At 45.3% G+C, this 25,546-nt stretch carries 19 protein-coding genes; 5 read left to right on the forward strand and 14 right to left on the reverse strand.

All coding sequences use genetic code 11. The features are described 5' to 3' along the window. Positions 1-3: 3 nt before the first annotated feature. The 3 genes from spoVG to FYJ57_RS02625 all read right to left on the reverse strand — a co-directional run bounded on the left by spoVG (position 4) and on the right by FYJ57_RS02625 (position 2,771). Complete coding sequence (gene spoVG / locus FYJ57_RS02615; protein ID WP_106492009.1) at positions 4-285, reverse strand: septation regulator SpoVG; 282 nt, start codon at positions 283-285, stop codon at positions 4-6. 94 nt (positions 286-379) lie between these two features. Beyond that, on the reverse strand, positions 380-1,498 hold the full coding sequence (gene glgD, locus FYJ57_RS02620; RefSeq protein WP_022170945.1) for a glucose-1-phosphate adenylyltransferase subunit GlgD: 1,119 nt from the start codon (positions 1,496-1,498) through the stop codon (positions 380-382). Position 1,499: 1 nt separating this feature from the next. Beyond that, positions 1,500-2,771 (reverse strand): glucose-1-phosphate adenylyltransferase, encoded by a 1,272-nt coding sequence (locus FYJ57_RS02625; protein ID WP_154431427.1) that lies wholly within the window; start codon positions 2,769-2,771, stop codon positions 1,500-1,502. A 350-nt stretch (positions 2,772-3,121) separates the two neighbouring features. On the opposite strand from FYJ57_RS02625, the gene murC reads away from it, so the two are divergent. The 4 genes from murC to FYJ57_RS02645 all read left to right on the forward strand — a co-directional run bounded on the left by murC (position 3,122) and on the right by FYJ57_RS02645 (position 8,443). Further along, the gene (gene murC, locus FYJ57_RS02630) at positions 3,122-4,501 is read left to right on the forward strand and encodes a UDP-N-acetylmuramate--L-alanine ligase (protein WP_106492000.1); all 1,380 of its coding nucleotides are present in this window, start codon (positions 3,122-3,124) and stop codon (positions 4,499-4,501) included. 610 nt (positions 4,502-5,111) lie between these two features. Beyond that, a complete protein-coding gene (locus FYJ57_RS02635) occupies positions 5,112-6,260 on the forward strand; it encodes a DnaD domain protein (RefSeq protein WP_154431428.1) in 1,149 nt (382 codons plus the stop codon). A gap of 15 nt (positions 6,261-6,275) precedes the next feature. Continuing rightward, positions 6,276-7,265 carry an ATP-binding protein gene (locus FYJ57_RS02640; RefSeq protein WP_106492002.1) on the forward strand — a complete coding sequence of 330 codons (990 nt, stop codon included), beginning with the start codon at positions 6,276-6,278 and terminating at the stop codon, positions 7,263-7,265. 2 nt (positions 7,266-7,267) lie between these two features. Continuing rightward, the gene (locus FYJ57_RS02645) at positions 7,268-8,443 is read left to right on the forward strand and encodes a ribose-phosphate pyrophosphokinase (RefSeq protein ID WP_154431429.1); all 1,176 of its coding nucleotides are present in this window, start codon (positions 7,268-7,270) and stop codon (positions 8,441-8,443) included. Between the two features lie 270 nt (positions 8,444-8,713). On the opposite strand, the gene FYJ57_RS02650 is transcribed toward FYJ57_RS02645, so the two are convergent. The 6 genes from FYJ57_RS02650 to FYJ57_RS02675 form a co-directional block, all read right to left on the reverse strand. Continuing rightward, on the reverse strand, positions 8,714-9,544 hold the full coding sequence (locus FYJ57_RS02650) for a deoxyribonuclease IV (RefSeq protein WP_154431430.1): 831 nt from the start codon (positions 9,542-9,544) through the stop codon (positions 8,714-8,716). Next, positions 9,532-11,505: a metallophosphoesterase gene (locus FYJ57_RS02655; RefSeq protein WP_154431431.1), complete on the reverse strand. Its 1,974-nt coding sequence runs from the start codon at positions 11,503-11,505 to the stop codon at positions 9,532-9,534. The genes FYJ57_RS02650 and FYJ57_RS02655 overlap by 13 nt, the downstream gene beginning before the upstream one ends. Positions 11,506-11,681: 176 nt before the next feature. Continuing rightward, a complete protein-coding gene (gene asnS, locus FYJ57_RS02660; protein WP_022171456.1) occupies positions 11,682-13,073 on the reverse strand; it encodes an asparagine--tRNA ligase in 1,392 nt (463 codons plus the stop codon). 130 nt (positions 13,074-13,203) lie between these two features. After that, positions 13,204-15,675 carry a cysteine peptidase family C39 domain-containing protein gene (locus FYJ57_RS02665; RefSeq protein WP_154431432.1) on the reverse strand — a complete coding sequence of 824 codons (2,472 nt, stop codon included), beginning with the start codon at positions 15,673-15,675 and terminating at the stop codon, positions 13,204-13,206. Then, on the reverse strand, positions 15,672-16,850 hold the full coding sequence (locus FYJ57_RS02670; protein ID WP_154431433.1) for a class I SAM-dependent methyltransferase: 1,179 nt from the start codon (positions 16,848-16,850) through the stop codon (positions 15,672-15,674). The genes FYJ57_RS02665 and FYJ57_RS02670 overlap by 4 nt, the downstream gene beginning before the upstream one ends. Positions 16,851-16,996: 146 nt before the next feature. Beyond that, positions 16,997-17,422, reverse strand: a complete 426-nt coding sequence (locus FYJ57_RS02675; protein ID WP_022171459.1) for a hypothetical protein — start codon at positions 17,420-17,422, stop codon at positions 16,997-16,999. A 108-nt stretch (positions 17,423-17,530) separates the two neighbouring features. On the opposite strand from FYJ57_RS02675, the gene FYJ57_RS02680 reads away from it, so the two are divergent. Next, complete coding sequence (locus FYJ57_RS02680) at positions 17,531-18,073, forward strand: isochorismatase family protein (protein WP_154431434.1); 543 nt, start codon at positions 17,531-17,533, stop codon at positions 18,071-18,073. Between the two features lie 325 nt (positions 18,074-18,398). Here FYJ57_RS02680 and FYJ57_RS02685 read toward each other — a convergent pair whose 3' ends face one another. The 5 genes from FYJ57_RS02685 to FYJ57_RS02705 all read right to left on the reverse strand — a co-directional run bounded on the left by FYJ57_RS02685 (position 18,399) and on the right by FYJ57_RS02705 (position 25,537). After that, positions 18,399-18,842 carry a GNAT family N-acetyltransferase gene (locus FYJ57_RS02685; protein WP_227337824.1) on the reverse strand — a complete coding sequence of 148 codons (444 nt, stop codon included), beginning with the start codon at positions 18,840-18,842 and terminating at the stop codon, positions 18,399-18,401. Positions 18,843-18,884: 42 nt separating this feature from the next. Next, entirely contained in the window at positions 18,885-19,529 is a 645-nt protein-coding gene (locus tag FYJ57_RS02690) for a DUF3786 domain-containing protein (RefSeq protein WP_154431435.1), read from the reverse strand. A 129-nt stretch (positions 19,530-19,658) separates the two neighbouring features. Further along, entirely contained in the window at positions 19,659-20,873 is a 1,215-nt protein-coding gene (locus FYJ57_RS02695; protein ID WP_154431436.1) for an ABC transporter substrate-binding protein, read from the reverse strand. A gap of 195 nt (positions 20,874-21,068) precedes the next feature. Further along, positions 21,069-21,758, reverse strand: a complete 690-nt coding sequence (locus tag FYJ57_RS02700) for an RluA family pseudouridine synthase (protein WP_154431525.1) — start codon at positions 21,756-21,758, stop codon at positions 21,069-21,071. 1,499 nt (positions 21,759-23,257) lie between these two features. After that, entirely contained in the window at positions 23,258-25,537 is a 2,280-nt protein-coding gene (locus FYJ57_RS02705) for a hydratase (RefSeq protein WP_154431526.1), read from the reverse strand. Positions 25,538-25,546 lie beyond the last annotated feature (9 nt).

Raw genomic sequence — 25,546 nt, forward strand, 5'->3', positions numbered from 1 at the left:
CGGTTACGCATTATCTGCAACGGCATCTTCTGCCATTACTTCCTCGTATTTCTCCAAAATCAGACTCTGGATCTTTTCTCTTGTGTTGGAATTGATCGGATGTGCAATATCGCGATACTCTCCATCGGAAGCCTTACGGCTTGGCATAGCGATAAACAGTCCTTTCTCTCCCTCGATCACTTTAATATCATGTACAACAAATTCATCATCAATTGTTATGGAAACAACTGCTTTCATCTTACCTTCTTTTGTCACTTTGCGCACTCTTACGTCTGTAATCTCCATAGCACATGCCCCTTTCATATGTCGTTCTCCTTCCGAACAGTTATAGCCGCTGATTAGTTATTTCTCCGCGAACCACCAGACAGCCGCTCTGTTATTACAGCGCATAGCGCTCGTTCTTTTCCACGACAACTTTTATTTCGCCTTCTCCGCAATAGTAAGAATTGGCCCGGATGGTATCCCGGCTTTCTACGATGCAGTTTTCGATATGGGTATTATCACCCAGATATACGTCGTTCAGAATGATAGAATTCTTGATAACGCAGTTATTTCCCACATATACTTTCTTAAACAGAACAGAATTCTCCACCTGCCCGTTGATGATACAGCCGCTGGATACCAGGCTGTTCTTTACCAGACATCCCGGATTATATTTTGCCGGCGGAAGATCGTCGATCTTGGAGTTGATTCCCGGATACTGACGGAAGAAATAATCTCTCACTTCCGGTTTCAGGAAATCCATATTGGTCTTGTAGTAAGCCTCAACGGTAGAGATGTTGTTCCAGTAATCCTGGATCTTATATCCATAGATCCTCTTCAGATTCTTATAGCGGATCAGAATATCTTTTACAAAATCATGTCTTCCTTCCTGTGCGCAGCGCTCGATCATCTCGATCAGCTGGCGGCGCCGGATCACATAGATTCCTGTAGAGATCGTATGATAATCGGACAACATCGGTTTCTCTTCGAATTCTTCGATCCGGTAGTCTTCATTCATGCGAAGCACACCAAATCTGGTCACATCCTCATTGGCATCCACATCCTTGCACACAATAGTCACATCGGCACGTTTTGCGATATGGTATTCCAGAACTTTGTTATAATCCAGTTTATATACACAATCACCGGATGCGATGACCACATAGGGTTCATGGCTTCTCTTCAGGAAATCCAGGTTCTGATAAATCGCATCTGCGGTTCCCTGATACCAGAAACTGTTATCCGGAGTGATCGTCGGTGTAAACACAAACAAACCTCCCTGCTTTCTTCCGAAATTCCACCATTTGGAAGAGCTCAGATGTTCATTCAACGATCTTGCGTTGTACTGTGTCAGGACTGCAACTTTCGCAATATGAGAATTGGTCATATTACTCAGTGCAAAGTCGATGCTCCGATAGCTTCCCGCTACCGGCATCGCTGCGATGGCACGTCTGTTGGACAGTTCTCTCATCCTGTTGTTATTACCGCCTGCCAGAATAATTCCTAATGCTCTCATATTACTCACCGTCCTTCTTTACAATTGCTCCGCCGCTTACAAGCTCTCCGTCCGGATAATCCTCCACTGTGGTCTCACCGCTGATAGCTGTGTTCTTTCCAATCTTCACGCCTGACGGAATAACAGAATTTTCTGCGATTGTGACAAGGCCGAATCCATAGACAGCCGGTTTCAGAACATTCGGAGCTTCCTCGCCCACACCTGTGACAACATTTTCTCCGATATCCACACTCTCTGCGATAATGGACTTGTCAATCTGGCTTCCGGCGCCGATGCGTGTATGTTTCATAATAATGGAATCCCGCACCACAGCTCCCTTTTCAATCGTTACATCCGCACCGATGACGCAATTATGCACTTCACCATAAATCTCCGCACCTTCACTGATGATGCTTCTTTCAACAACGGATTCCCCGGATATGTACTGTGGACGGATGATATCACCTTTGGTATAGATTTTCCAGAATTCTTCATACAGGTTAAATTCCGGAATGATATCGATCAGTTCCATATTTGCTTCCCAATAAGACCCCAGTGTTCCTACGTCTTTCCAGTATCCGTTGAATTCATAGGCAAACAGTCTCTTTCCATTATCTCTGCAGTATGGCAGGATATGTTTACCGAAGTCACAGTTTGGCTGATCTTTCAGTGCCATCAGAGACTCTTTGAGTGTCTTCCAGGAGAAAATATAAATTCCCATGGATGCCAGATTACTTCTTGGATGTTCCGGTTTTTCTTCAAACTCGGTAATACGTCCCCCGCCGTCAGTGATCATAACACCGAAACGGCTTGCCTCTTCGATCGGCACCGGCATACAGGCAATGGTCACATCTGCCTTATTTGCCTTATGATAATCAAGCATCACTTCGTAATCCATCTTGTAAATATGGTCACCGGAGAGAATCAGAACGTAGTCCGGATTATAGGTCTCCATGTATGCCATATTCTGAAAAATTGCGTTTGCTGTTCCGGTATACCAGTCGCTGTTACCATTTTTTTCGTAGGGGGGAAGCACGGTAACACCGCCCACATTCCGGTCCAGATCCCACGGAATACCGATTCCGATATGGGTATTCAGACGCAGCGGCTGATACTGGGTCAGAACACCCACGGTATCAATGCCTGAATTAATACAGTTACTCAACGGAAAATCGATAATCCGATATTTTCCTCCAAATGCCACCGCCGGTTTGGCAACTTTCTCGGTAAGTACGCCGAGTCGGCTTCCCTGGCCTCCGGCCAACAGCATTGCAATCATTTCTTTCTTGATCATGCAATCACCTCTTGTCATATATAGTAAAAAGATTATATCACACTTATCAGATTTAGTGAACATTTTTTACATATTTTTATCAAATCTTTTCGTATTTTTATGACATTTATACAACATTTCTTCTCCCTTTCGCCATTTTCTTCTATATCTATTGGTTTTTTTTCTCATCCTTAAAAAAATCTTTCCATTTTCCCCTTTTCCGTCTATAATAAATGTTGTTACAAAATGTCTTTTGTACCCGACTGATGCCTGCAAATCGCCCGCTGAAAGCAGCTTTCGCAATCTTTCCGACCCCGGGAAGCCGGCATCATAAATATGATACAAACGTCTGTAAGAAAGGGAGAACTCCTATGTATACCATTGATTTTACAAAACCTGTTCACATACATTTTATCGGCATCGGCGGTATCAGCATGAGCGGCCTTGCCGAGATTCTTTTAAAAGAGGGATTCACCGTATCCGGCTCTGATTCCAAAGAAAGTGCTCTGACGGATCATCTGACTGCGAACGGCGCACAGATTTTCTACGGACAGCGCGCATCCAATATTATTGACGGTATCGATCTGGTGGTTTACACTGCTGCGATCCACCCGGATAACCCGGAATATGCCTGCGCAAAAGAAAAAAATATTCCGATGATGACCCGTGCCGATCTGCTGGGACAGATCATGAAAAATTACCAGATCCCCATCGCAGTATCCGGAACCCACGGAAAAACCACAACAACTTCCATGGCTTCTCATATTCTGCTGGAAGGTGGTTTTGATCCGACAATCTCTGTCGGCGGTATCCTGCCGGCCATCGGCGGTAATCTGCGTCTGGGACATTCCGGTACTTTCATTACCGAGGCCTGTGAATATACCAACAGCTTTTTAAGCTTTTTCCCGAAAATCAGTATCATCCTGAACATGGATGCCGATCATCTGGATTTCTTTAAGGATATTGACGATATCCGCCATTCCTTCCGGCTGTTTGCAGAAAAACTTCCGGCTGACGGTACCCTGATCATCAACAGTGATACTCCTCATTATGAGGATATCATCAGGGATCTGCCATGCGAAGTCATCACTTACGGACTGGAACATGAAGCTGATTATACAGCAACCGATATTACATACGATACCTTCGGTCACCCGACCTTTACCTGTCTGCATCACGGTGAAACCACAGGAACCTTCTCCCTGAAGGTACCCGGTATCCACAACGTGTCCAACGCCCTTTCCGTGATCGCTCTGGGTGAAAAACTGGGTATGGACGATGCAACGATCCAGAAAGGTCTGATCAACTTCACCGGAACCGACCGCCGTTTCCAGTTCAAAGGAAACATCGGCGATATCACTGTGATCGATGACTATGCCCATCATCCGACAGAGATCAAAGCAACACTGACCTCTGCCAAAAACTATCCGCACAAAAAGACCTGGTGTATCTTCCAGCCACATACCTACACCCGTACCAAAGCTCTGCTCCCGGAATTCGCCGAAGCACTGACTCTGGCAGACCATGTAGTACTGGCAAACATCTACGCCGCAAGAGAAACCGACACCCTCGGCATCTCTTCCGCCGACCTTCAAAAAAGAATCCAGGAACTGGGAACTCCCTGCGAATACTTCCCAACCTTCGATGAAATCGAAAACTACCTTCTGGAAAACTGCCAGCCCGGTGACCTCCTGATCACCATGGGCGCCGGCGATGTCTACCAGATCGGCGAAAAACTCCTGGGCAAATAAACACCAAAAAAAACCTTCTTTTACCCCATACAAAAATGGCAGCCGAACCTAACATGTCCGGTTGCCATTTTTATATGTAAAAACCCCCTGATCCTTTCGCCTGCTCCGTACCCTGTAATTTTCTTCTTATGCTTTTTCCTTCCATCCACAATCTACTTCAACCCTCTCCCCATGTGAAAATCAGGATCCGAAAGAGGTCTGCAACATCAGGAGACCTCTTTCGGATCCGTCCCTTTTCAACCAGCATTTTTTTCTCAACTTATCCACATTATCCACACATTTATCCCCACCCTCAGTTCCCATCTCTGTGGATTCCCCTGTGCATAACTCTGTTTACATAATCTTACACTCTTCCCTCCGAATTTTCTCTGTTTTTCAAACAATTCCTCCATTTTCCGGTTGCAAATAATCCCCACACCTCATAATTTTCCACCACTTATCCACATCATCCACATGCTTATCCACCTTACTTACACACCAGCTAATCCCCCATCGCACCTTATTTTCCACCTCCTTCCCATAAAAAACCATGTTTGATTTCTTAAAGAATCATGCTATAATAAGCACGTAACCAGGACATATACCATCACTTTTCTATTACAGGAGAACTATGCAGTTATCTTTACATAATGGAAGCTCCAGCGGAGTTACCATTATTTCCAATATTTTCATAGATTATTATATGCCCCGCGCCAACGGGGAATTCGTTAAAATTTACCTTTATCTGCTCCGCAGTCTGCAAAGCGGCGACACCGCACTGGACCTGGCTGCTGTAGCGGATGTTTTTGACTGCACAGAATCAGATGTGCTTCGCACCCTTCGTTACTGGGAGAATCAGAAACTGGTCGTACTGGCAGGTACCGACACCCAGACTTCCATTGATTTCCTACAGCCCATGGTGCCGGATACGGTGCAAAACACACTGGCAGAACAGGCAATTACTCAGATTTCGCCTGCCACATCGACAAACACCGTCACATCCGGCTCACCGTCGACAGCCGGAGCATCTGTCACACCTGCCGGGAATGCCCCGCAGACAGGCACTCAGCCCTCTCAGACAACAGGGAATAAAAAAACAATGAGTGCTGACCGTCTGAAAGAGCTCCGCGAACAGGAAGACGTTCGCCAGATTCTCTTTCTGGCCGAAAGTTACCTTGGTACTACACTGTCAAGAACAGTTACCGATGAACTTCTTTATATTTACGAGGAGCTTCATTTTTCTGTGGATCTGTTTGACTATCTGATCGAATACTGTGTTTCCAAGGGAAGTAAAGACATTCATTATATAAAGAAAGTAGCCTTCAGCTGGCACGAGGCGGGTATCGACACAGTTACCCGCGCCAAGCAGGAGACTACGACCTATCACAGAAACTATTTTTCAATTTTAAAAGCATTCGGAATCAGCAACCGTAATCCGATCCAGTCGGAGATCCACATGATCGACCACTGGATGAAAGATTACGGATTTACTATGGACATCCTCACGGAAGCCTGTTCCCGTACAGTAGCATCCACCGGGAAAGCCAATTTCCGCTATGCGGACAGGATTCTTTCCGACTGGAAGGATAAAGGTGTCCGACACCTGACCGATATTCAGGCTCTGGATACTTTGCACAGACAACTGCAAAGTGACCGTCAGGAACAAAAGCAGCGGCAGGAACAGAAGGGAATCCGTCCATCGGGTTCCGGTAACAGATTCAATAATTTCCAGCAGCGAAATTATGATTACGATCAACTTGAAAATCAGCTTTTAAAATGATAAAGGAGAATTACCGTGGCACTACAAAACAGTCAGTACGATGCACTGATGCGCTATTATCAGCGATTGCAGTTTCGCAATAAACATGAACAAGATGCCCGTATCGCCGAAGCACAGGCCAGGATACCCCGGCTGGCACTGATCGATCAGGAGATTGCAGCGATCAGTGTGAAAAAAGCACGAATCTTACTCGGTGATAAAAACGCCACTGATTTTGACCTGAACGAACAGATTCAGGCTTTATCCAGAGAGCGAACCGATCTGTTAAAAGCCAATGGTTATCCGGAGGATTATCTGAAGATGCATTATACCTGTCCTCTGTGTCAGGACACCGGCTATGTGGACAACCGGAAGTGTATCTGCTTCAGGCGTGCGATCAGTGAACATCTGTATACCCAGTCCAATATCCGGGAATTATTAAAAACAGCCAGCTTCGATGCATTTTCTCTGGATTATTATCCGGAAGATATGGTAAACGAAGCCACAGGACAGACCGCCCGGCAGAGTGCCGCAACCGCATTGCAGCGCTCAAAAGATTTCGTTCAGAACTTTGATCATTCTTTTGAAAATCTTTTCATTTACGGTGATACCGGTGTTGGAAAAACTTTTCTTACGTACTGCATCGCAAAAGAACTTTTGGATTCGATGCACAGCGTGATCTATTATTCTGCTTTCGATCTGTTCGATGCGTTCGCAAGAAACACCTTCTCGAACTCTGATACCACGGAAGGAGAAAATGACTATATTCTCAACTGTGATCTGCTTATCATCGATGATCTTGGAACAGAACTTACCAACAGCTTTGTTGCTTCTCAGTTCTTTTTATGTATCAATGAACGGATCCTCAGAAAGAAATCTACGGTAATTTCCACCAATCTGACACTGGGCAGTTTTATGGATACCTACTCCGAACGGGTATTTTCCAGAGTTTCCAGTAACTACACGATGATCAAACTCATCGGTAAAGATATAAGAATCCAGAAAAAAATATTAGGAGGAAACTAACAATGTCACACAACAAAAATCACGATTCGCAACAGCTTCCTGTAGGACGACTGGGGATCATTTCTCCCTACAGCTGCGCCGAACTCGGTACAAAGGTAGATAACTACCTGGTCAGCTGGAGAAAAAAACGCCACAATGAAGGTGTTTTATATGAAGGCTACGACAGAGATACTTACCTGATCGGGTCTGATCTTCCCCGTTTCGGTTCCGGAGAAGCAAAAGGTATCCTGAAGGAATCCGTACGTGGTGATGATATCTATATTCTGGTAGATGTCTGCAACTACAGTCTGACATATTCTCTGGCAGGACAGACCAACCATATGTCCCCGGATGATCATTATCAGAACCTGAAACGAATCATTGCTGCCATCGCCGGAAAAGCCAGACGAATCAACGTGATCATGCCATTTTTGTATGAGAGCCGCCAGCATAGACGTACCGGCAGAGAGTCCCTCGACTGTGCACTGGCACTGCAGGAACTGATCCAGATGGGTGTGGAAAACATCATCACTTTCGATGCTCACGATCCGAGAATCCAGAACGCGATCCCACTGCATGGATTTGAAACTGTACAGTCCGCATACCAGTTTATCAAAAACCTCTTAAAGAAAGAAAAAGATCTGAAACTGGATAAAGAACATCTGATGGTCATCAGCCCGGATGAAGGCGGCATGAGCCGTGCCATCTATCTGGCAAACAACCTTGGCGTAGACATGGGTATGTTCTACAAACGCCGTGACTACTCTACTATTGTAGACGGAAGAAACCCTATCGTTGCTCATGAATTCCTGGGAGCTGATGTTCGTGGCAAAGATATGATCATCGTAGACGATATGATCTCCTCCGGTGACAGCATGCTCGAGGTAGCTCAGCTCCTCAAAGACCGGGGAGCCAACAAAATCTTCATGTGTTCCACCTTTGGTCTGTTCACCAACGGCATGACAAAGTTCGATGAAGCCTACGAAAAAGGGATCTTCGACCGCATCCTGACCACCAACCTGATCTACCAGACCCCGGAACTGCTGAGTAAACCTTACTATATCAACTGCGATATGAGTAAATACATCGCCCTGATCATCGACACCCTGAATCACGACGATTCCATCAGCAAACTCCTGAACCCGGTAGAACGCATCCAGAAAGTCCTGACCAAATACAGAAATAACGAGACGATCTGATAAATCAGGTAATGCCAGGCACACTGGCATTACCTGATTTATGAAATATCTAACACAAAAGAGACATACCGACGAAACTCTCACTTCAAAGATTCTTTCGTTAATATGTCTCTTTTTTCTTTTCATAACCTACCCAAAAAGACGCGGGAAGGACCACTTCCCACAACCGTAATCCTTCCCGCGTCCTTTTCCCAAAACCTCCCGCACAGCCCTGCCCACGTTGCCAGAGCAGAAAGCCGAAGCACGTTTCGTCCGCGTCGTCAACTTCAACTACCTCTTCATCTCTCTCAGCACCCGGATCTCCCGCGCATACCCCTCCAGTTCATTCGGTGTCTCCAGATAGATCGGAATCCCCTGCAGTTTCGGATGATTCACCATCCTCTCAAACGCTTCCAGCCCGATCGACCCTTCCCCGATCTTCTCATGCCGGTCCTTATGACTCGCAAACGGATTCTTACTGTCATTCATGTGAATCGCCTTCAGCCTCTCAAGCCCGATCACCCGGTCAAACTCCTCCAGCACCTGATCCAGCTGTCCCACCAGATCATACCCCGCGTCATACACATGACACGTATCCAGGCAAACACCCATATGGCTCTTCAACTCCACCCGATCCAGAATCTGCGCCAGTTCCTCAAAGCTCCGACCAACCTCTGTTCCCTTTCCTGCCATCGTCTCCAAAAGTACCGTCGTGTGCTGCTCCTCCTTCAGAATCTGATTCAGCATCTCACTGATCATCCGGATTCCTTCCTGTGCACCCTGTCCTACGTGACTTCCCGGATGAAAATTATAACAGTTCCCCGGAACATACTCCATCCGTTTCAGATCATCCTCCATCGTCATCCAGGCAAATTCCCTGGTCTTTGCATCCTTAGAACATGGATTCAGTGTATATGGCGCATGAGCCAGGATCTGACAGATATCATGCTCCTGCGCATATTCCAGAAACTTTCTCACATCCTCCGGATCTATTTCTTTCGCTCTGCTTCCTCTTGGGTTTCGGGTGAAAAACTGAAAGGTATTCGCTCCAATCTTCACCGCCTCTTTTCCCATATAAAAAAATCCCTTCGACGAGGACAAATGACAACCTATTCTAAGCATTCTTTCTCCTTTTCCTTCCGTTCACTCCGATCTCCGACATGTCGTATGCTTTCTTCCTCCGTCAGCACCGTAAGTGCCAGTTTAAGACCGGAAATCTCCATATCACAGGATTCTTCCTCCCAGGTCGGACAAGACAACTCCCGGATCTCTTCCTGCAGATTTTCTGTCTGTATTTTCTTTTCTTCCGCCTCTGTCGCAAGATGAACTCCCCGCTCCTGCAGTCGCAGAATCTGATGACTGATCTGACGCAGTTCCTTCTTTCTTTCTTTTAATCGTTCTTCCCAGTCCTTCTGTAACTCTTCCTGTTCCGTGTCTTCCTTCTGCTCCGGCTCATCCCGTACAACTGTCCGTTGCACGGCCATACTGTCCCTGGTTCGAAGCCAGTTTACCAGATACATCCTTCCCATCAGAGTGCCCGTCAGAATCACAAGGCCAAGCACCGTACACACAGCCCGATTCCAGGAAAACGGATCGATCAGGATCAATATGGCAAGTACGATTCCTGTCCATGTAAATATTTCGGAAATTTTGGGAATTTTAGGAATATCCAATAGCTTTCTTTCTTTTCCCCCGACTGCTTTTCGTGTCTGGACAGGTTGCTCTGCTACCGATCTTTCCGGATTCAGGGGCTGTTCACTTTTTGGCTGTCTGCTTTCTTCTGCCTGTCGTTTTCCTTCTTCCCGTCGTTCCTGCTCCAGGTGCTTTTCTGTTGCATTCCGGTTCAGTTCCAGACGGCGGATCTCGGAACCATTGACCAGCAGCTGTTGTTCCAGACCGGAGCGTTCCCGCATGATACGGTGCATCGTTTGTTCTACCACCGCACTCCGACTTTCTCTCTCCTTTCGCAGTTCCTGTTTCTTTTCCTTCCAGGCCGTTATCTTTTCTGAAAGAACCTCTCTTTCATCCCCGTCTTCGGCAAGCAGTGCCTGCAGTCCATAATCCAGTGCTTTCTGTTCTACTTTTCCCTGTTTTTTCTCGAACCAGTGGATATATGCACCGATTTTCGTTCCCAGTTTTTCCCGTTTCAGTCGGTTCAGATCATAGCACGGGCGGGTTTCATCCGTTATTTTCACAATATTTCCATAGGCGCGCAGTGCCTCCAGTTCAAACTCCAGTTCCGGATTCCGATATCCCTGGATCCTGAGCCAGTAGATATCTTCGCTTCCTTTCTGTGCGATCGCGTCCTGTACTTTCTGCTCCAGAGCCGCCTGTGTGGTGCCTGAATGAATCCGCAGTGAAAGAGGAATATACGAACGACACGCACAGGGAACCAGTGTGATCTGCGTATGATACTGCCCCTGTTCGTCCTCTGTGATCTCTCCGTAGACAACCCCGTGGGTTCCTGTCTCTTCCAGGCAGATGGGTTCCGGAGAACCGGCATATGCCATCTGATTTTCCACCAGTACTCCCGGTATATGGCGATACCCCAATGCCACATAGTCAAAACCGGCTCCATCCTCTTTTTTCATAGGAATATGCGTTTCATCTCCACCATATGCCAGCAGGATATGAATCCCCGGCTGATCCTCCGGCCGGATGCTGCTGTATATCGCTTCCGTAACCTCCGGATGCTCATAACTGCATCCATACACTTTCGTATGCAGCTTTTCCAGACTGATCACTTCCGGTTTCTCACTCAGAAATCCATGAACATTCTTCGTCCATTTCACCTTACGATACGCTGAGTCTTCCCGCAGATAATCGTGGCTTCCTGCCATCCACACCACCTCGGTATCCGGTATGGATGCAAACAGCTGACTGACTCTCTCTGTCTGAGAAGGCAACGGCTGTCTGTGAAACAGATCTCCTGCGATCAGCAACAACTCTATTTTCTCTTCTCTGATCTGGTCGATCACCCGTACAAAGGTTTCCCAGATTTCATTTTCCCTGAATGCACTCCAGGGGCAGCCCGAATCCGGAACCGCCCCCAAATGTACATCAGCCATATGAATAAATCGCATAGCCTCTCCTGTTACTGTATAATTACGTAACTATTCAGTAGCCACTGTCCCGCGAGGTGTTTTGACATGAATATGTCAAAATCCCGAGACATACAAGCCAAAATGCCATCACCGAAGGTGATTTTTTATGCATTTTGGCTCGTAACTGTGAAGGTACTGAACAGTTACATAATTACTTATAAATCACAATTGTTTACTGTTCTCGGGAACGGGATGACATCACGGATGTTACCCATTCCTGTCAGATACATCACGCAACGTTCGAATCCAAGACCGAATCCGGCATGTCTTGTGCTTCCGTATTTTCTCAGATCCATGTAGAATCCGTAGTCTTCTTTGTTCAGACCCATCTCGTCCATACGGGCTGCCAGCTTGTCGTAATCATCCTCTCTCTGGCTTCCGCCGATGATCTCGCCGATACCTGGTACCAGACAGTCAACCGCTGCCACGGTCTTTCCGTCATCGTTCAGTTTCATATAGAACGCTTTGATATCTTTCGGATAGTCAGTGACAAATACCGGACGTTTATATACCTGTTCGGTAAGATAACGCTCATGCTCTGTCTGCAGATCGCATCCCCAGGATACTTTGTATTCAAATTTATCGTTGTTCTTTGTCAGAATATCGATGGCTTCTGTATAAGTCACACGGGCAAATTCAGAATTTGCCACGTTGTTCAGACGGTCTAACAGTCCTTTGTCGATGAAGGAGTTGAAGAAGTTCATCTCTTCCGGTGCATTTTCCAGAACGTAACGTATAATGTATTTGAGCATGGATTCCGCCAGAATCATATCATCGTCCAGATCTGCAAAAGCGATCTCCGGCTCAATCATCCAGAATTCTGCTGCATGGCGGGTAGTATTGGAGTTTTCTGCACGGAAAGTCGGTCCGAATGTATAGATGTTGCGGAACGCCTGTGCATAAGTCTCACCGTTCAGCTGTCCACTTACAGTCAGGTTGGTCGGTTTATTGAAGAAGTCTTTGGAAAAATCTACTTTTCCGTCTTCCGTCTTCGGAATGTTGTTCAGATCCATAGTTGTTACCTGGAACATCTCTCCGGCACCTTCGCAGTCACTTCCTGTGATCAGTGGTGTATGCACATAGACAAATCCTCTCTCCTGGAAGAACTTGTGAATGGCATAGGCAATCAGAGAACGCACACGGAATACTGCCTGAAACGTATTGGTTCTCGGACGCAGGTGTGAAACCGTACGCAGATATTCCATGCTGTGGCGTTTTTTCTGCAGCGGATAATCCGGTGCTGAAGCTCCCTCTACGCTGATCTCAGTTGCCTGGATCTCAAACGGCTGTTTTGCCTGTGGTGTTGCTACCAGTGTTCCTTTTACAATGATGGCCGCACCGACATTCAGTCTGGAAATCTCTGCAAAGTTCTCCATAGAATCGTGGTATACCACCTGTAAGGTCTCAAAAAATGTTCCGTCATGCAGAACGATAAATCCAAATGTTTTGGAGTCACGTACGCTTCGTACCCATCCCCCTACAGTAATCTCTTTGTCCAGGAATGTTTCCCGGTTTTTGTATATTTCTCTTACAGTTGTAAGCTGCATAACAAAAGTCCTCCCTCTCTGATGTTTTCTCAGGCAGCCTGCCCGTACCTGCAAACTGCCCATATTGCATTTATTGTATCATTGTAACCATTCAACAGTCAACCATCCTGCGGAGTGTTTTTCATATCTTTTATTCGCTTTTGCTCGCCGCACCAAGATTGTCCATATAGCCGACAAATACGTTACCGGCGCTTTCAAACAGGCTGGTGCTGTCCTGCATACCGAAATAACCCTGTTCCTGGGTTGCCGGATAGTACAGGATCGTATTTTTGCTGTTATATCCTATGATTACCACATTTACCGTATCAGATACCTTTGCAATTACCGGATTTCCTTTGCTGACCTGATACAGCACACTGTCCAGAGAACATCCGGTAAGGTTCATCACCGTATAATCCGCGCCCAGAGACTGCTGCAGGGTATTTTCATCAATAGTTCCGCTCAGAACCACATCCGGCACTTCATCCAGATTTGCCTGATAACTTTCCTGGCGGTTGCCTCGCTCCCAGACATACTGCTGCTGCCGGTTCAGTACCACACCCATCTGTCCGTCTGCCCGGTTAATGGCATCACAGACTCTGCTCCAGGTACTGTCCAGTACACCTTTGGCATATACATAGTAAATATTGGAATCCGTTCTCGTCAGTTCCATAGAAAGTATATTATACGTCTCCTGATCTTCCAGATTCGATGCCAGATACAGTACATTCTTACTGGTCACGCTCTTTTCGAAATCAAGACCGATCTGTGTGGCTTTCCGTTCTGTAGTGATCAGACGCAGGGTTATCTGCTCTTCCCTGATCTGAAGATTATTCATGATATGATCGCTGCTGATCGCCACATATGCACCGTTCTCCCACTGTACCCGTTCCAGTTCCAGCAGACCTTCCTGCAGTTTCACATTGCTGACCCAGACATTATCCTCATGATGTTCCTTGACCACTTCGCCGCCAAACTGTTCGATCCGGACGGTGTTCATGGCAAATACCGTATTGCCCGCATTATCTGTCACAATATCACTGTCATTGGCAATTCCGTACACCAGATCCTCATTCATAAATCCCAGTGCCTTGATCTTCTGTCCGGACTGTGCCTGGATCGTATAGGTATCTCCCTGCTCCAGGCTCATCACCGTGATCTGTGTGCATGCATTTTCCTCTTCCTGATCCATCCAGGCAAGGCTCGCCTGAGACTTTGAGACCACATATCGGTCTTTGATCAGTTTTTCTTTTACAATCTGAAAACTCTTCTGCTTGATATCGATCTGGTACAGATCATCTTCCAGAATGACATACAGCATATCATCCCGGGTCACATAAGACAGAAGTTCCATGTCTTCTTTCAGATATTCATAAGAACTCTTCATCGGAATAAAGAGCTCTTCTTCCACCTGATTCAGCTCTGCCCCGTAATGGTAAACCGCGATCCCCACTTCTCCTTCATGTACATCCCGGTTCATATAGCCGTATACAACAAAATCAATATCTCCGGATTCTTCCACCCGGACGATCTTAACTCCATGTTCCTGCAGGTTCTCCCGCTCATCCAGATCACCATCCCGGAAACTGAAAATCTGTGTTGTCTTATTGGCACTGCGGTTATAACTCCACAACTCTCCTTCCTGAACAAATGCCACAATATCCGAACTTTTATTAGACTGATACTGAACATCTTTGGCCACAACTCCCAGATTAATCCCTTTGCTGGTCAGTTCCGTATGTTTTCCGTCATACAACTCCTGTGTATTCCGGTCAAAATCCAGAAGCATCACGCGGGACTGTGCATAGCGCATTCGGTAAAAATCGGTCACATTATAATAATCTGTCGTCTCATCCTCAGGAGTATCTGACAACACATACGTCAGATAGATACTGCAGGTGGTCTCATTCATATCTTTGATCACCGGCACTGCCTTTTTTTCCAACTTCATATCCAGGGTTCCCCAGGTGATCCGTTCAAAGCTGGAATGTATATTCAGATTCTCATAGGTGCTGTTGGTCTGTGTCTCATCCGGTTCCAGATAAGCCGCCAGCGTGGATGCGTTCTCGGAGTCCAGACATGTCTGATAAAAGCTGTCTGCAAATTCCAGATATTCTGAAATATTGGTTCCTGCCCGCTGCAACAGACGGGTGTAATAATAATACGTTTCCCCGTTATCCAGTGTCACATCAAACCGAAGCGTGTATTCCTGGTTCATCAGGATCGGTGTTTCCAGCTGAAATTCTGCCCTGATCTCCCCGTCCTTCTTCTTCAGCTTGCTGATCTTGCTTGTCTCCACAACTTCCGTTCCGTCTGCCGTCGATACACGGTAGCTCACCGTCTTTACCGATGCATTCTTCGGATCTATCGCCATCGTCAGACTTCTGTCCGTCGGAAGTGGTGTCAGACTGTCGCGCATATACTGTTCTTCCATTTCACCGGCATATCCATACATCGGATTCACCTTTGTATCCGCAACTTCCATATACAGAATCGGAAGACTTGCATCCTCCATCTGTCTCGTTCCCACGATCTTTTCCCGATTGATGAGTGCTGCTGTTCCTCCCAGCGCTGCCGCAAACAGCAGCAACAGTACTCCCGCTTTTAATAACCCCTTTTTCATGCTTCCCGACCTCCTTCTTTCAGAAGCCGTTCCAGTGTCGGATGCAGTCCGAAAGCATCCAGACAGGTACGAAGCTGTTCTTTATTTTCCTTCTTTTTCCCGGTATAGACTGCCCGGATCAGCAGATTCTTCGGCGTATGTTCCATATCAATAAATTCCAGAATCTGCGTGTCATATCCCGCCTGTTCTAACATCTGAGCCCGCAGACCGTCTGTCATCAGCGCGGCGATTCTCTCTTTCAGCACCCCGTAGGAAAAAACCGGAGCCAGCACTTCATTGTGAATCTGCCGGTTCAGTTCATGCTGACAGCAAGGCACCGACAGGATCACAGAAGCTCCCCAGGCAACCGCTTTTGCCAGCGCATAATCCGTAGCCGTGTCGCATGCATGAAGCGTCACCACCATATCGACCCGATCAACGCCTTCATAAGAAGCAATATCCCCCTGACAGAAAGTCAGCTTCTCATAGCCGTATTTTTTTGCCAGCACGCTGCATTTTTCAATGACATCCTCTTTCAGATCCAGTCCGACGATCCGTACATCGTACTGCTGCAGTTCATGCAGATAATAATACATCGCAAACGTAAGATACGACTTTCCACATCCAAAATCCAGGATTGTCACTTCCCGGTCTCTGGTAAGTTTGGGAAGGATATCTTCAATAAACTCCAGAAAACGATTGATCTGTCGGAATTTGTCATAACGACTGTGTACAATCTTCCCATCAGAAGTCATAACTCCCAGGTCGATCAGAAATTCTACCGGTTTTCCCTCTTCCAGAATGTACCGCTTCTTCCGATTATGAGACAACGCTTCCATGCGGATCGGTTTGTCGCAAAGATTACCTTCCTTTTTTTTCTTTTTTTCCTTAATTGTGAGTTTTCCCTTCTTACTTGAGAGTACGTTTACACTTCCCAGTTCACTTTCCAGCTGCAATTGCCGGAAATCTTCGGTGATCCAGCCTTCTATATGTTCCAGCAAAGGCTCTTTTTCATAATTTTCATGAATTTCCTTGGTACCCACAGTGCTTGTACACTGAAAATACAGTTTGTCCTTCATAATTACGGGGCGAATCCGTATCTTGGACGCCCCTTCTTTTGTTCTCGCTCCGCTTATAATAATCTGGTGCAGATAAAGATCCAGATAAATGCTCAATAGTTTCTTCAGTTCTGTCATCTATATTCTCCTGCGGCTTTGCCGCTGATTCCTACTTGTTTTTCCTGAAAACAGTTTCAGGTTTTCCCTTCCTGTTTACCTTCTTATTCTAATGGTTTTCACTGTAAACCACAACACCCAAATTTTATATTTGTATTAAAGTTCTGTTAATAAAATCTTTTCTGTCTTCTGTGACGGCTCCGTCTGCGAAACATCTCGTTGAATAAGATCACTCCGATCAGATCCCGGAGTCCCTCTTCCTCTCTTCTGTTTCCGCAGCTTCCCTGTCCCCCCTGACAGGTCTCTTCTATTATAAGTACAGACGTATTCCCCTCCTCTTCTTTCAGCACCTCCTGTTCGATCTTCCTGCAAAGGTGTTCCATCATAAATTTGTCCGGATACTCATCAAACATCATACTGCCATCGTATTCCATCCGGTCACACTCCCGGTCTGCCTTCTCCTGTATTCTTGCTGCCCGGCGCGAGTAAAAAGACTTCATCACCTGCAGATCCTTTTCCTGTGCCTGTTCCTGATCCAGAGGAAGTAGGAATGGATACGCCATGTAAAAGGGAATCGGCTGCTCATACCGCATGCTATCCACCTCTTTCTTTTTTCTCAATATATGCAACACCGTATTTTTATGTTATAGTAACCTAAAAAGCATGATCCCTACTCTGTAAACTTTTGGAGGACATATTTTATGAAAATCAAGCTGCCACATGCCATTGCCCTTGCCATCGACGAACAGGAACGTCTTCTTCCCGCCATACAGAACGGCGAAGAGACTCTGCGTCATACAGAAACGCTATTGAAAGGACTCCGTCTCCTGGACATTCCCATTCTGATCACCCAGCAGTACACGAAAGGACTGGGAATGTCTGCCCCCTCTCTTTTTGAAGCAGCCGGGACAGATTCCTGGCTGGAGAAACGGACATTCAGCTGTCTCGGAGATGAGATTATCCGAAAGACGCTTCAGGATTCCCACAAAAAACAGGTAATCGTCTGCGGAGTAGAAGCGCATATTTGCGTAGAACAGACCGTACTTGATCTTTTACATCTGGGTTACGAGGTTTTTCTGATTGCAGACTGCGTCTCTTCCCGAAAATCCTCTGATCTTCTGACTGCTATCCGCCGGATGGCGCAGGCCGGCGCCGTTGTTACCAGCTACGAAGCAATTCTCTTTGAACTGATGGAAACATCCATGCATCCGAGATTCAGAGAAATTTCCGCACTGATCAAATAATAAAAGAAAAACGGAGACAGTATCATTTTCAGCTGCTGTCCCCGTTTTCTTTTGCTTTTTCGTTGTAACTGTTCAGTACCTTCACAGTTACGAGCAAAAATGCATTTAAACGATAAAAACACGCTTTGCGAGTTTTTATCGTTATCGCGGCACTCCTCAAGGTTCCGTGCAAGCACGGACTTTGACTCGTTGCTCGCGTAAATCACCTTCGGTGATGGCATTTTTGCTTGTATGTCTCGGGATTTTGGCATATTTATGCCAAAACACCTCGCGGGATAATGGCTACTGAATAGTTACTTTTCGTTTTTCAATGTCAATTACACTTCTACTGTTCCTTTGTCATCTGCATATACGGCAACGGATGATATCCTGCTTTCTTATAGACAGCAACCGCCCGCTCATTCTCTTCCTCCACTTCGAGACGGAATCGTACCGCCTGATCCTTGTATTTTTCATCAAGGAAACTGAAAAATGCAGTTCCGATCCCCAGACCTCTCGCTTCTTCTTTCATGTAAAGATCTTCCACCCAGACACATATACCACCATATTCCGTAGAATAGCTTTTCGCCACCATGCTGTATCCAAGGATTCTGTCATTTTCTTCAAAAATATATCCCTCAATATACGGGCAATCTCCCACGCAGTCTTTTACATCCTGTCTCAGAATCTCGTCCGGTGCTGCATGGATCACCGCAGGAGAATCATAAAATACCCGCATCATCCCAACCACTTCTTCCATATCTTTCAGCTGCATCGCCCGAATCTTCATATTACCCTCCTTATCTCTTCCGGTATATCTTTTCTTTATTTATTATCCCGCATAAATCTTCATTTCTTCCAGGCCCGCTGCCCTGGACAGATATCTTACTGCATCCGCTGCAATACACACCACGTTCTCTTCATGGACAAAATCCGTGATATTAGAATCAAACAGCATATTTCCCTGTGCCTCAAACTCATCGTCTCTGTCCCAGAACAACACCGCCATATCAAAATACGGATATACCGGGATCCGATAACCCGCATCTCCCTGTGGCAGTTTTGTACCACCCAGTTTTTCACACGCTTCCCGCAGTTCTTTCACATGCCCGGAAAATACTCTGGCGAATGGTTCCAGAATCTGTTTCTGATAGGCACGTTCAAAAGGATACACCCGTTTCACCAGGCGAAAAGGAACCAGTTCCCCGGATGCTGCCGGATGCTCTTTTGCATAGTAAAACATATTATATACCGTAATAACCGTATCAAATTCCGGTATTTCTTCTCTGTCTGCAAACAGAACCTTTCCTGATGTACGCGATAGCTTCAGCTGCTGCCCCAGATAGCGAAGGTACAGCCACTGTCCGTCATGGTTTAATTGAAAACGTTCGATCAGCCGTTCCTGATCCATATCCAGAAAACGTTTTTTCCAGTCTTCTGTCACTTTCTCATAGTTTGATTTGTATTCCATCGTCATTTTTTCGCACCCTTTATACAGAAAATGCGGGCAAACTCCATACCCGCATCTTTTTTCTGAACTTTGTTTCTGTTTTCTCCGTCACCGCCGCATCTTAAGAACTTTCACGATATACAGCAGTGCCACCTCTTAATACAAATATCTTGCGTACTCTTCCAGACCAATCGTATTCTTATCGATCCATTGAAAACCGGAATCGATTTTTTTGTCACTCTCCAGACCCAGTGAAGCTCTCGCACCTGCCACAATGGTTGCATATCCCATACCATACGGGTTCTGGCATACACTTCCGACTTCTTTTCCATCCTCGATCGCTTTTTTCTGGGTATCCCCCATATCAACACCGATCATCTGAACAGAACGGTCGGCATATTTGTCCAGAACAGAAAGTACTGCCTCACTGGTCGCCTGATTTGTCGCATAATATCCTTTCAGATCCGGATATTTTTCCAGCACTGCCTCAATCGATTCTTCCTCGGTCGGATCATCGTCCTTGGACGGCTGATAATCCACGCTGACGACACTGACATTCGGATGATTCTTTGTGATCTCTTCCTGAAAACCTTCCACGCGGTCTTTGCTGCTCTGGGAAAGCTGAGTATGGGACATCACTGCCACCTCACCCGCATCTTTGATCGCTTCACACAACTGTTTTGCCGCCTCTTCGCCTGCTGCCTTATTATCTGTTCCACAGTATGCATAAACCAGATCGTCATCGTTCTTCACACCGGAATCCAGCATGACAACCGGAATTCCGTCTTCCTGTGCCGCCTCCAGCTGTGCCTCACAGGAACTCATATCAACTGCTGACAGACATACCACCACCGGATTCTCCGTCAGTACCATATCCAGAATATTCACCTGTTCATCGACACCGTTTTCATCCTTTGGACCCTCGATGGTACAGGTGATCGCATCATCACCTTTGTATCCCAGATATTCATTCAGATCAGAAACCGCCTGCTCCATTCCTTTTTTTGCCGCTTTCCAGTAATCGGACTCTGTATTTTTAATCACCACAGAGATCCTGCTGCCTTTTTCCATGCGCAGACCATCCACCGATGTATAATCAATATCCAGGGTGCTCTCTTCCGGAATCTCTGCCTTTTCCTCCTCTTCCTCAACATCTGTTTCCTGATCTTGTGTATTCTCTTCTTCCTGATTTTCTTCTTTCAGTTCATCTTCATCTTCTGCCGATTCTTTTTCCACCGGCTCGTTACTTTCATCCTCTGTTTTATGGGTCTGATTTTCTGTCACCCGGTCTGATGTCTTATTTCCACACCCGCCAAATACCAGCATAGCTGCCATGACAGGGGCTAATATTCTTCCTATCTTTCTTCTCATCTTATATTCCCCTTATGTAATATGCTTCCGGCACATAACTGTTTTGTACCTGCACAGATACTTTTTTCACCGGATACGCGAAAGTTTTCACATCGTCTCTATTATACATGACCATTCAAAATAGTCCATAGGCGTTCTTTAAGTTTTTCTTGATTTTTTTGTGTCTAATTTTTTAAATTCATCATCAAATAATTTTTACGGTTTTATTGCTTCTGAAAATTCCTGGAAACATGCACCTTCCGGCTGTACTTCAAATTTCATTTTTTTCCCGGTCTTTGGATGTGCAAATTCCAGGCGCCAGGCACACAGACCAATGGCTGTTCCCTGTTCTGCTTCCAGCATCTCTTCTTTTTTCTTATATTTTCCGTCTGCCCACAGCGGCATCCCATGATGCGCCATCTGCACACGAATCTGATGATGCCGGCCGGTTCCCAGCTGGATCTCTGCCAGTCCTCTGTCATCTCTCCAGTCCATAATTCTGTACCACAGTACAGCTTTTTTTGCCATCCGATCCTTTTTACCCGTCACCCGTGAAGTATTGGTTTTTCCGTCTTTTATAAGATAATCCTCCCAGATACCCTGCTTTTCTTTTACTGGTGTGCCTGTAAAAACAGCCAGATACTCTTTTTTCATCATACCATTCTGATGCTGTTTATTTAACCATGCCGTAGCCTGCGGCGTCTTTCCGAAAACCAGAACGCCCTCTACCGGCTGATCCAGCCGTTGTACAATCCCAATATAATTTCCATTCCTGTAATTTCTCAATTCACTCTCCAGATCCATCTGACCGACCCGCGCACTCTGCACCGCCATCCCACTGTGTTTCCTGCACACAAGAATCTGTTCATCTTCATATATGATATCATCTGCCGACCATCTTACCATCACTCTGCTCCATTCCTTATTTCTCTGTTCTCGGATATGTCTTTTCCGATATCCGATCCATATCCGGACATTTTTCTCTTTCACAAATATCCACAGACTTTTATTATAAACGCAATTTTCCTTTTCTACAATGTGAAAAACCCTGTTCCACGGCTTTTCTCTTTCCTCCATTGTTTCGCTATTTCATTACACAAATACGAACAGCCGCTACATCTCATCTTAATCGACATAACGGCTGTTCTAATGATCTTCTTTATTCAATTGTCTAAACCTCTTTTTCTCTTTCTTTTATTTTTTTATTTTTCTTTCGGTTGTTTTCTTTACTTTTTCAGGATATTTTATATACTTTTTTATGTAGGAATGTTTTTTCAGAGTTCCTATTCAATTTTATCTATATAAACTGATTTTCTCTTTCTTCCCTGCTCGTAAGTTTTTTCGTTTACTTACTTAGAAATGTTATATCTATATAAAGAATAATAGCCAGCTTCAAATTTATAATTGACGTTTATAAATTTTTCAAAATATGGATATTCACTTTCCTATGCTATACAGAACGTTTTTCATTATATCTTTTTTAAGATCTCTTTCAAATACACCTGCTATCGGATATAGCCTTTGCATTTTACTTTTCTCTTCGTTCCGAATAATTACTATTTTGGTTTCTATATAGGTCTATTCAGTGAACTCATATTCTTTTAAAAAATGTTTCTTTACACATCTTTTAAAATCTTTTCTATTATTTTTGTGGTAATGTATTCACTGTAAGGAGAAGCTCTTGTTACCTTTTATCTAATCTGTATGCTCTGATCTGGCATCTTTTTTTCTTTTTTCATTCTTCATAAAAGGTCTTTCTGTGCGGGGAATGCTTGCTCTTACCACGCTTACAATGATAAGTTTATGTTCTTAGTACAACGGCTTTATCCTCCTTTTCTTTTTTGGGTTCTTATCTTTTCCATCCTGATAAAAAATACAGATCCTTTTGTTCTGATTTAAGAAAACATTGTTTTTGATTTCTTTCCACGTTTGAATAAGATCTGTTACCTCACGTTCTGATCTTACCTCCCAAACCTTCCGGAAATCCGATTCAATTAACTTTCTTAATTAGCATCTTTCGGATTCTATTTTTTTATCAGTTCCTTTTCCATTCTTCTTATGAAGATTTCTCGTCTCTTTCATAGAAAATGGGGTGTTGATGTTTGATAAGGTGTTTTGTTTTTTGTTGAGTTTATAATAACAGACAGATTCATATTTGTCAACACTTTTTAAAGATTTTTCTTATATTTTTTTATTATATTTTTAATATTTCTGTTTATACTGTCTATATATTCATTTTTATTATAATTGTTTATACAATTGCTTCAAGACCAACAATACTCATGTATCTTCGATAAAGGTTTTCCCACATAAAAAGCCGGATCCCCGGTGTACATCTGCTCCGGGATTCGGCTTTTCTCGTTTATTCAGTTTTCCGTGTCACCTTCGGTGATGGTAAATACTGCCTACTGAATGTTTCTTTCATTTCTATAGTAGTTGATCAGACAACCTTTCAGGATGATCTCACATTCATCGTCGGTCAGTTCGCCCAGCGTCAGGGTAAACGGTGTCAGTTCTTCTCCCACTTTATAAGCGGTGATGCTGTCCCATTTTTCTTCCACTGCTTTCCGTACATCCGGGATAAAGAGATAATCGCCATTGGCAAACGGCAGATCTCCTTCCGGAATCAGGAATGGCAGCATACCCCAGTTGATCAGGTTGGAACGATAACGTTTTGTTGCATATTCATTGGCAATGTTTGCCCATCCGCCAAGAACTTTCTGGCAGGATGCAGCCTGTTCCCGCGCGGAACCGTCACCCGGTTTTACGGCAAAGATGGTAGAACCGACACCAACATTGGTCTTATCCACCTGTGGGTACTTTGTATGAACAGCTTCGAATACCGGTTTCAGTTCAGGAAGTGCTTCTGCCGGACATTCACCGTTCTGGATGGCTTTTTCTGCTACCTGGACTTCTTTGGCACGTCCCACATAAGCCGGGTCTTTTCTGGACAGGGTAAATTCTGCCAGTCCCAGTGGATTGGAACGGAAAGAAGAAGTCTCGCCGGACGGAATCAGTTCATCCGTTGTAGTAACCGGATCGTGAATCTCAGATACGACTTTCAGGATCAGGTTCTCAGCCAGTGCAGGCATCTGTGGCCAGTCTTTGATGTTCGGTCCGAACTGAATCTCCACAGACGGATCCGCAACACCCTTACTGTCGAATACTCTGTTTTTATAGATGGTTCCGTCAAAGTAATATTTCGGATTGCTGTATGTTCCCGCATATTCAGTAGCCGGAGTGAGGCGTCCCTTGTTTGCTGCGGTCGCCGCGATAGAACGTGCATCCATCAGAGCTACGGAAGAGATCTGTCCATTCTGGATCTTGGAACCTTCACGATTCGGGAAGTTTCTTGTAGAATGGCGGATACTGAAAGCATTATTTGCCGGTGTATCACCAGCGCCAAAGCACGGACCGCAGAATGCTGTTTTGACAATGGCACCTGTCTCAATGAGAGTTGCCAGTGTTCCGTTCTTTGCAAGTTCCATATAAATCGGTGTACTTGCCGGATAAACACTCAGTGTGAATGCGTCTGCTCCGATGCTTGCACCTTTCAGAATATCTGCGGCTGCACAGATGTTCTCAAATCCACCACCGGCACATCCTGCGATAATTCCCTGTTCCACATACAGTTTTCCATCGCGTACCTTATCTTTCAGTGTGAAATCAATCTTTCCATCCAGGCTGATCTGTGCTTTTTTCTCCACGTCATCCAGAATGTCCATCAAGTTGGCATTTAACTCATCAATGGTGTAAGTATTGCTCGGGTGGAATGGCATGGCGATCATCGGACGGATCTTGTCCAGTTCTACCACCAGCATACCATCATAATATGCAACCGGTCCCGGATTCAGTTCTTTATAATCTTCGCTTCTGCCGTGGATCGCATAGAACTCTTCGATCTTATCATCGGTTCTCCAGATAGAGGATAGACAGGTAGTCTCTGTAGTCATAACATCCACACCGATTCTAAAATCTGCACTTAAGTTTGACACACCCGGTCCTACGAATTCCATGACTTTATTCTTTACAAAACCATTTTTAAATACAGCTCCGATGATTGCCAGCGCCACATCCTGAGGACCCACACCGGGAATCGGTGCTCCGGTCATATATACGCCAACAACACCAGGCATATTGATATCATACGTTTTGGACAGCAGCTGTTTTACCAGTTCCGGTCCTCCTTCGCCCATAGCCATGGTACCCAGTGCGCCATATCTGGTATGGCTGTCAGATCCCAGGATCATCTTGCCACCGCCGGCAAGCATCTCTCTTGCAAACTGATGAATAACTGCCTGATGAGGCGGAACATAGACACCACCGTATTTTTTCGCACAGGTAAGGCCAAACATATGGTCATCTTCGTTGATGGTTCCTCCAACAGCACACAGAGAGTTGTGGCAGTTGGTCAGTACATACGGTACCGGAAACTTTTCCAGTCCTGAGGCTCTTGCTGTCTGAATAATTCCTACGAAAGTGATATCATGGGATGTCAGCTTGTCAAATTTGATCTGAAGTTTTTCCATGTTTCCAGACGTATTATGGTCTCTTAATATGTTGTAGGCCATGGTCTGTTTTGCTGCTTCTTCCGGCGCAGGAAGTCCCTGTGCTGCTGCTTTTGCCGGTTCTACCAGTTCGGTCCCATTGACCAGGTAGGTACCGCCTTCCAGTAATTGAATCATCATAATCCT

Origin of the sequence: Oliverpabstia intestinalis, from assembly GCF_009696065.1 — a bacterium.
Taxonomy (GTDB): Bacteria; Bacillota; Clostridia; order Lachnospirales; family Lachnospiraceae; genus Oliverpabstia; species Oliverpabstia intestinalis.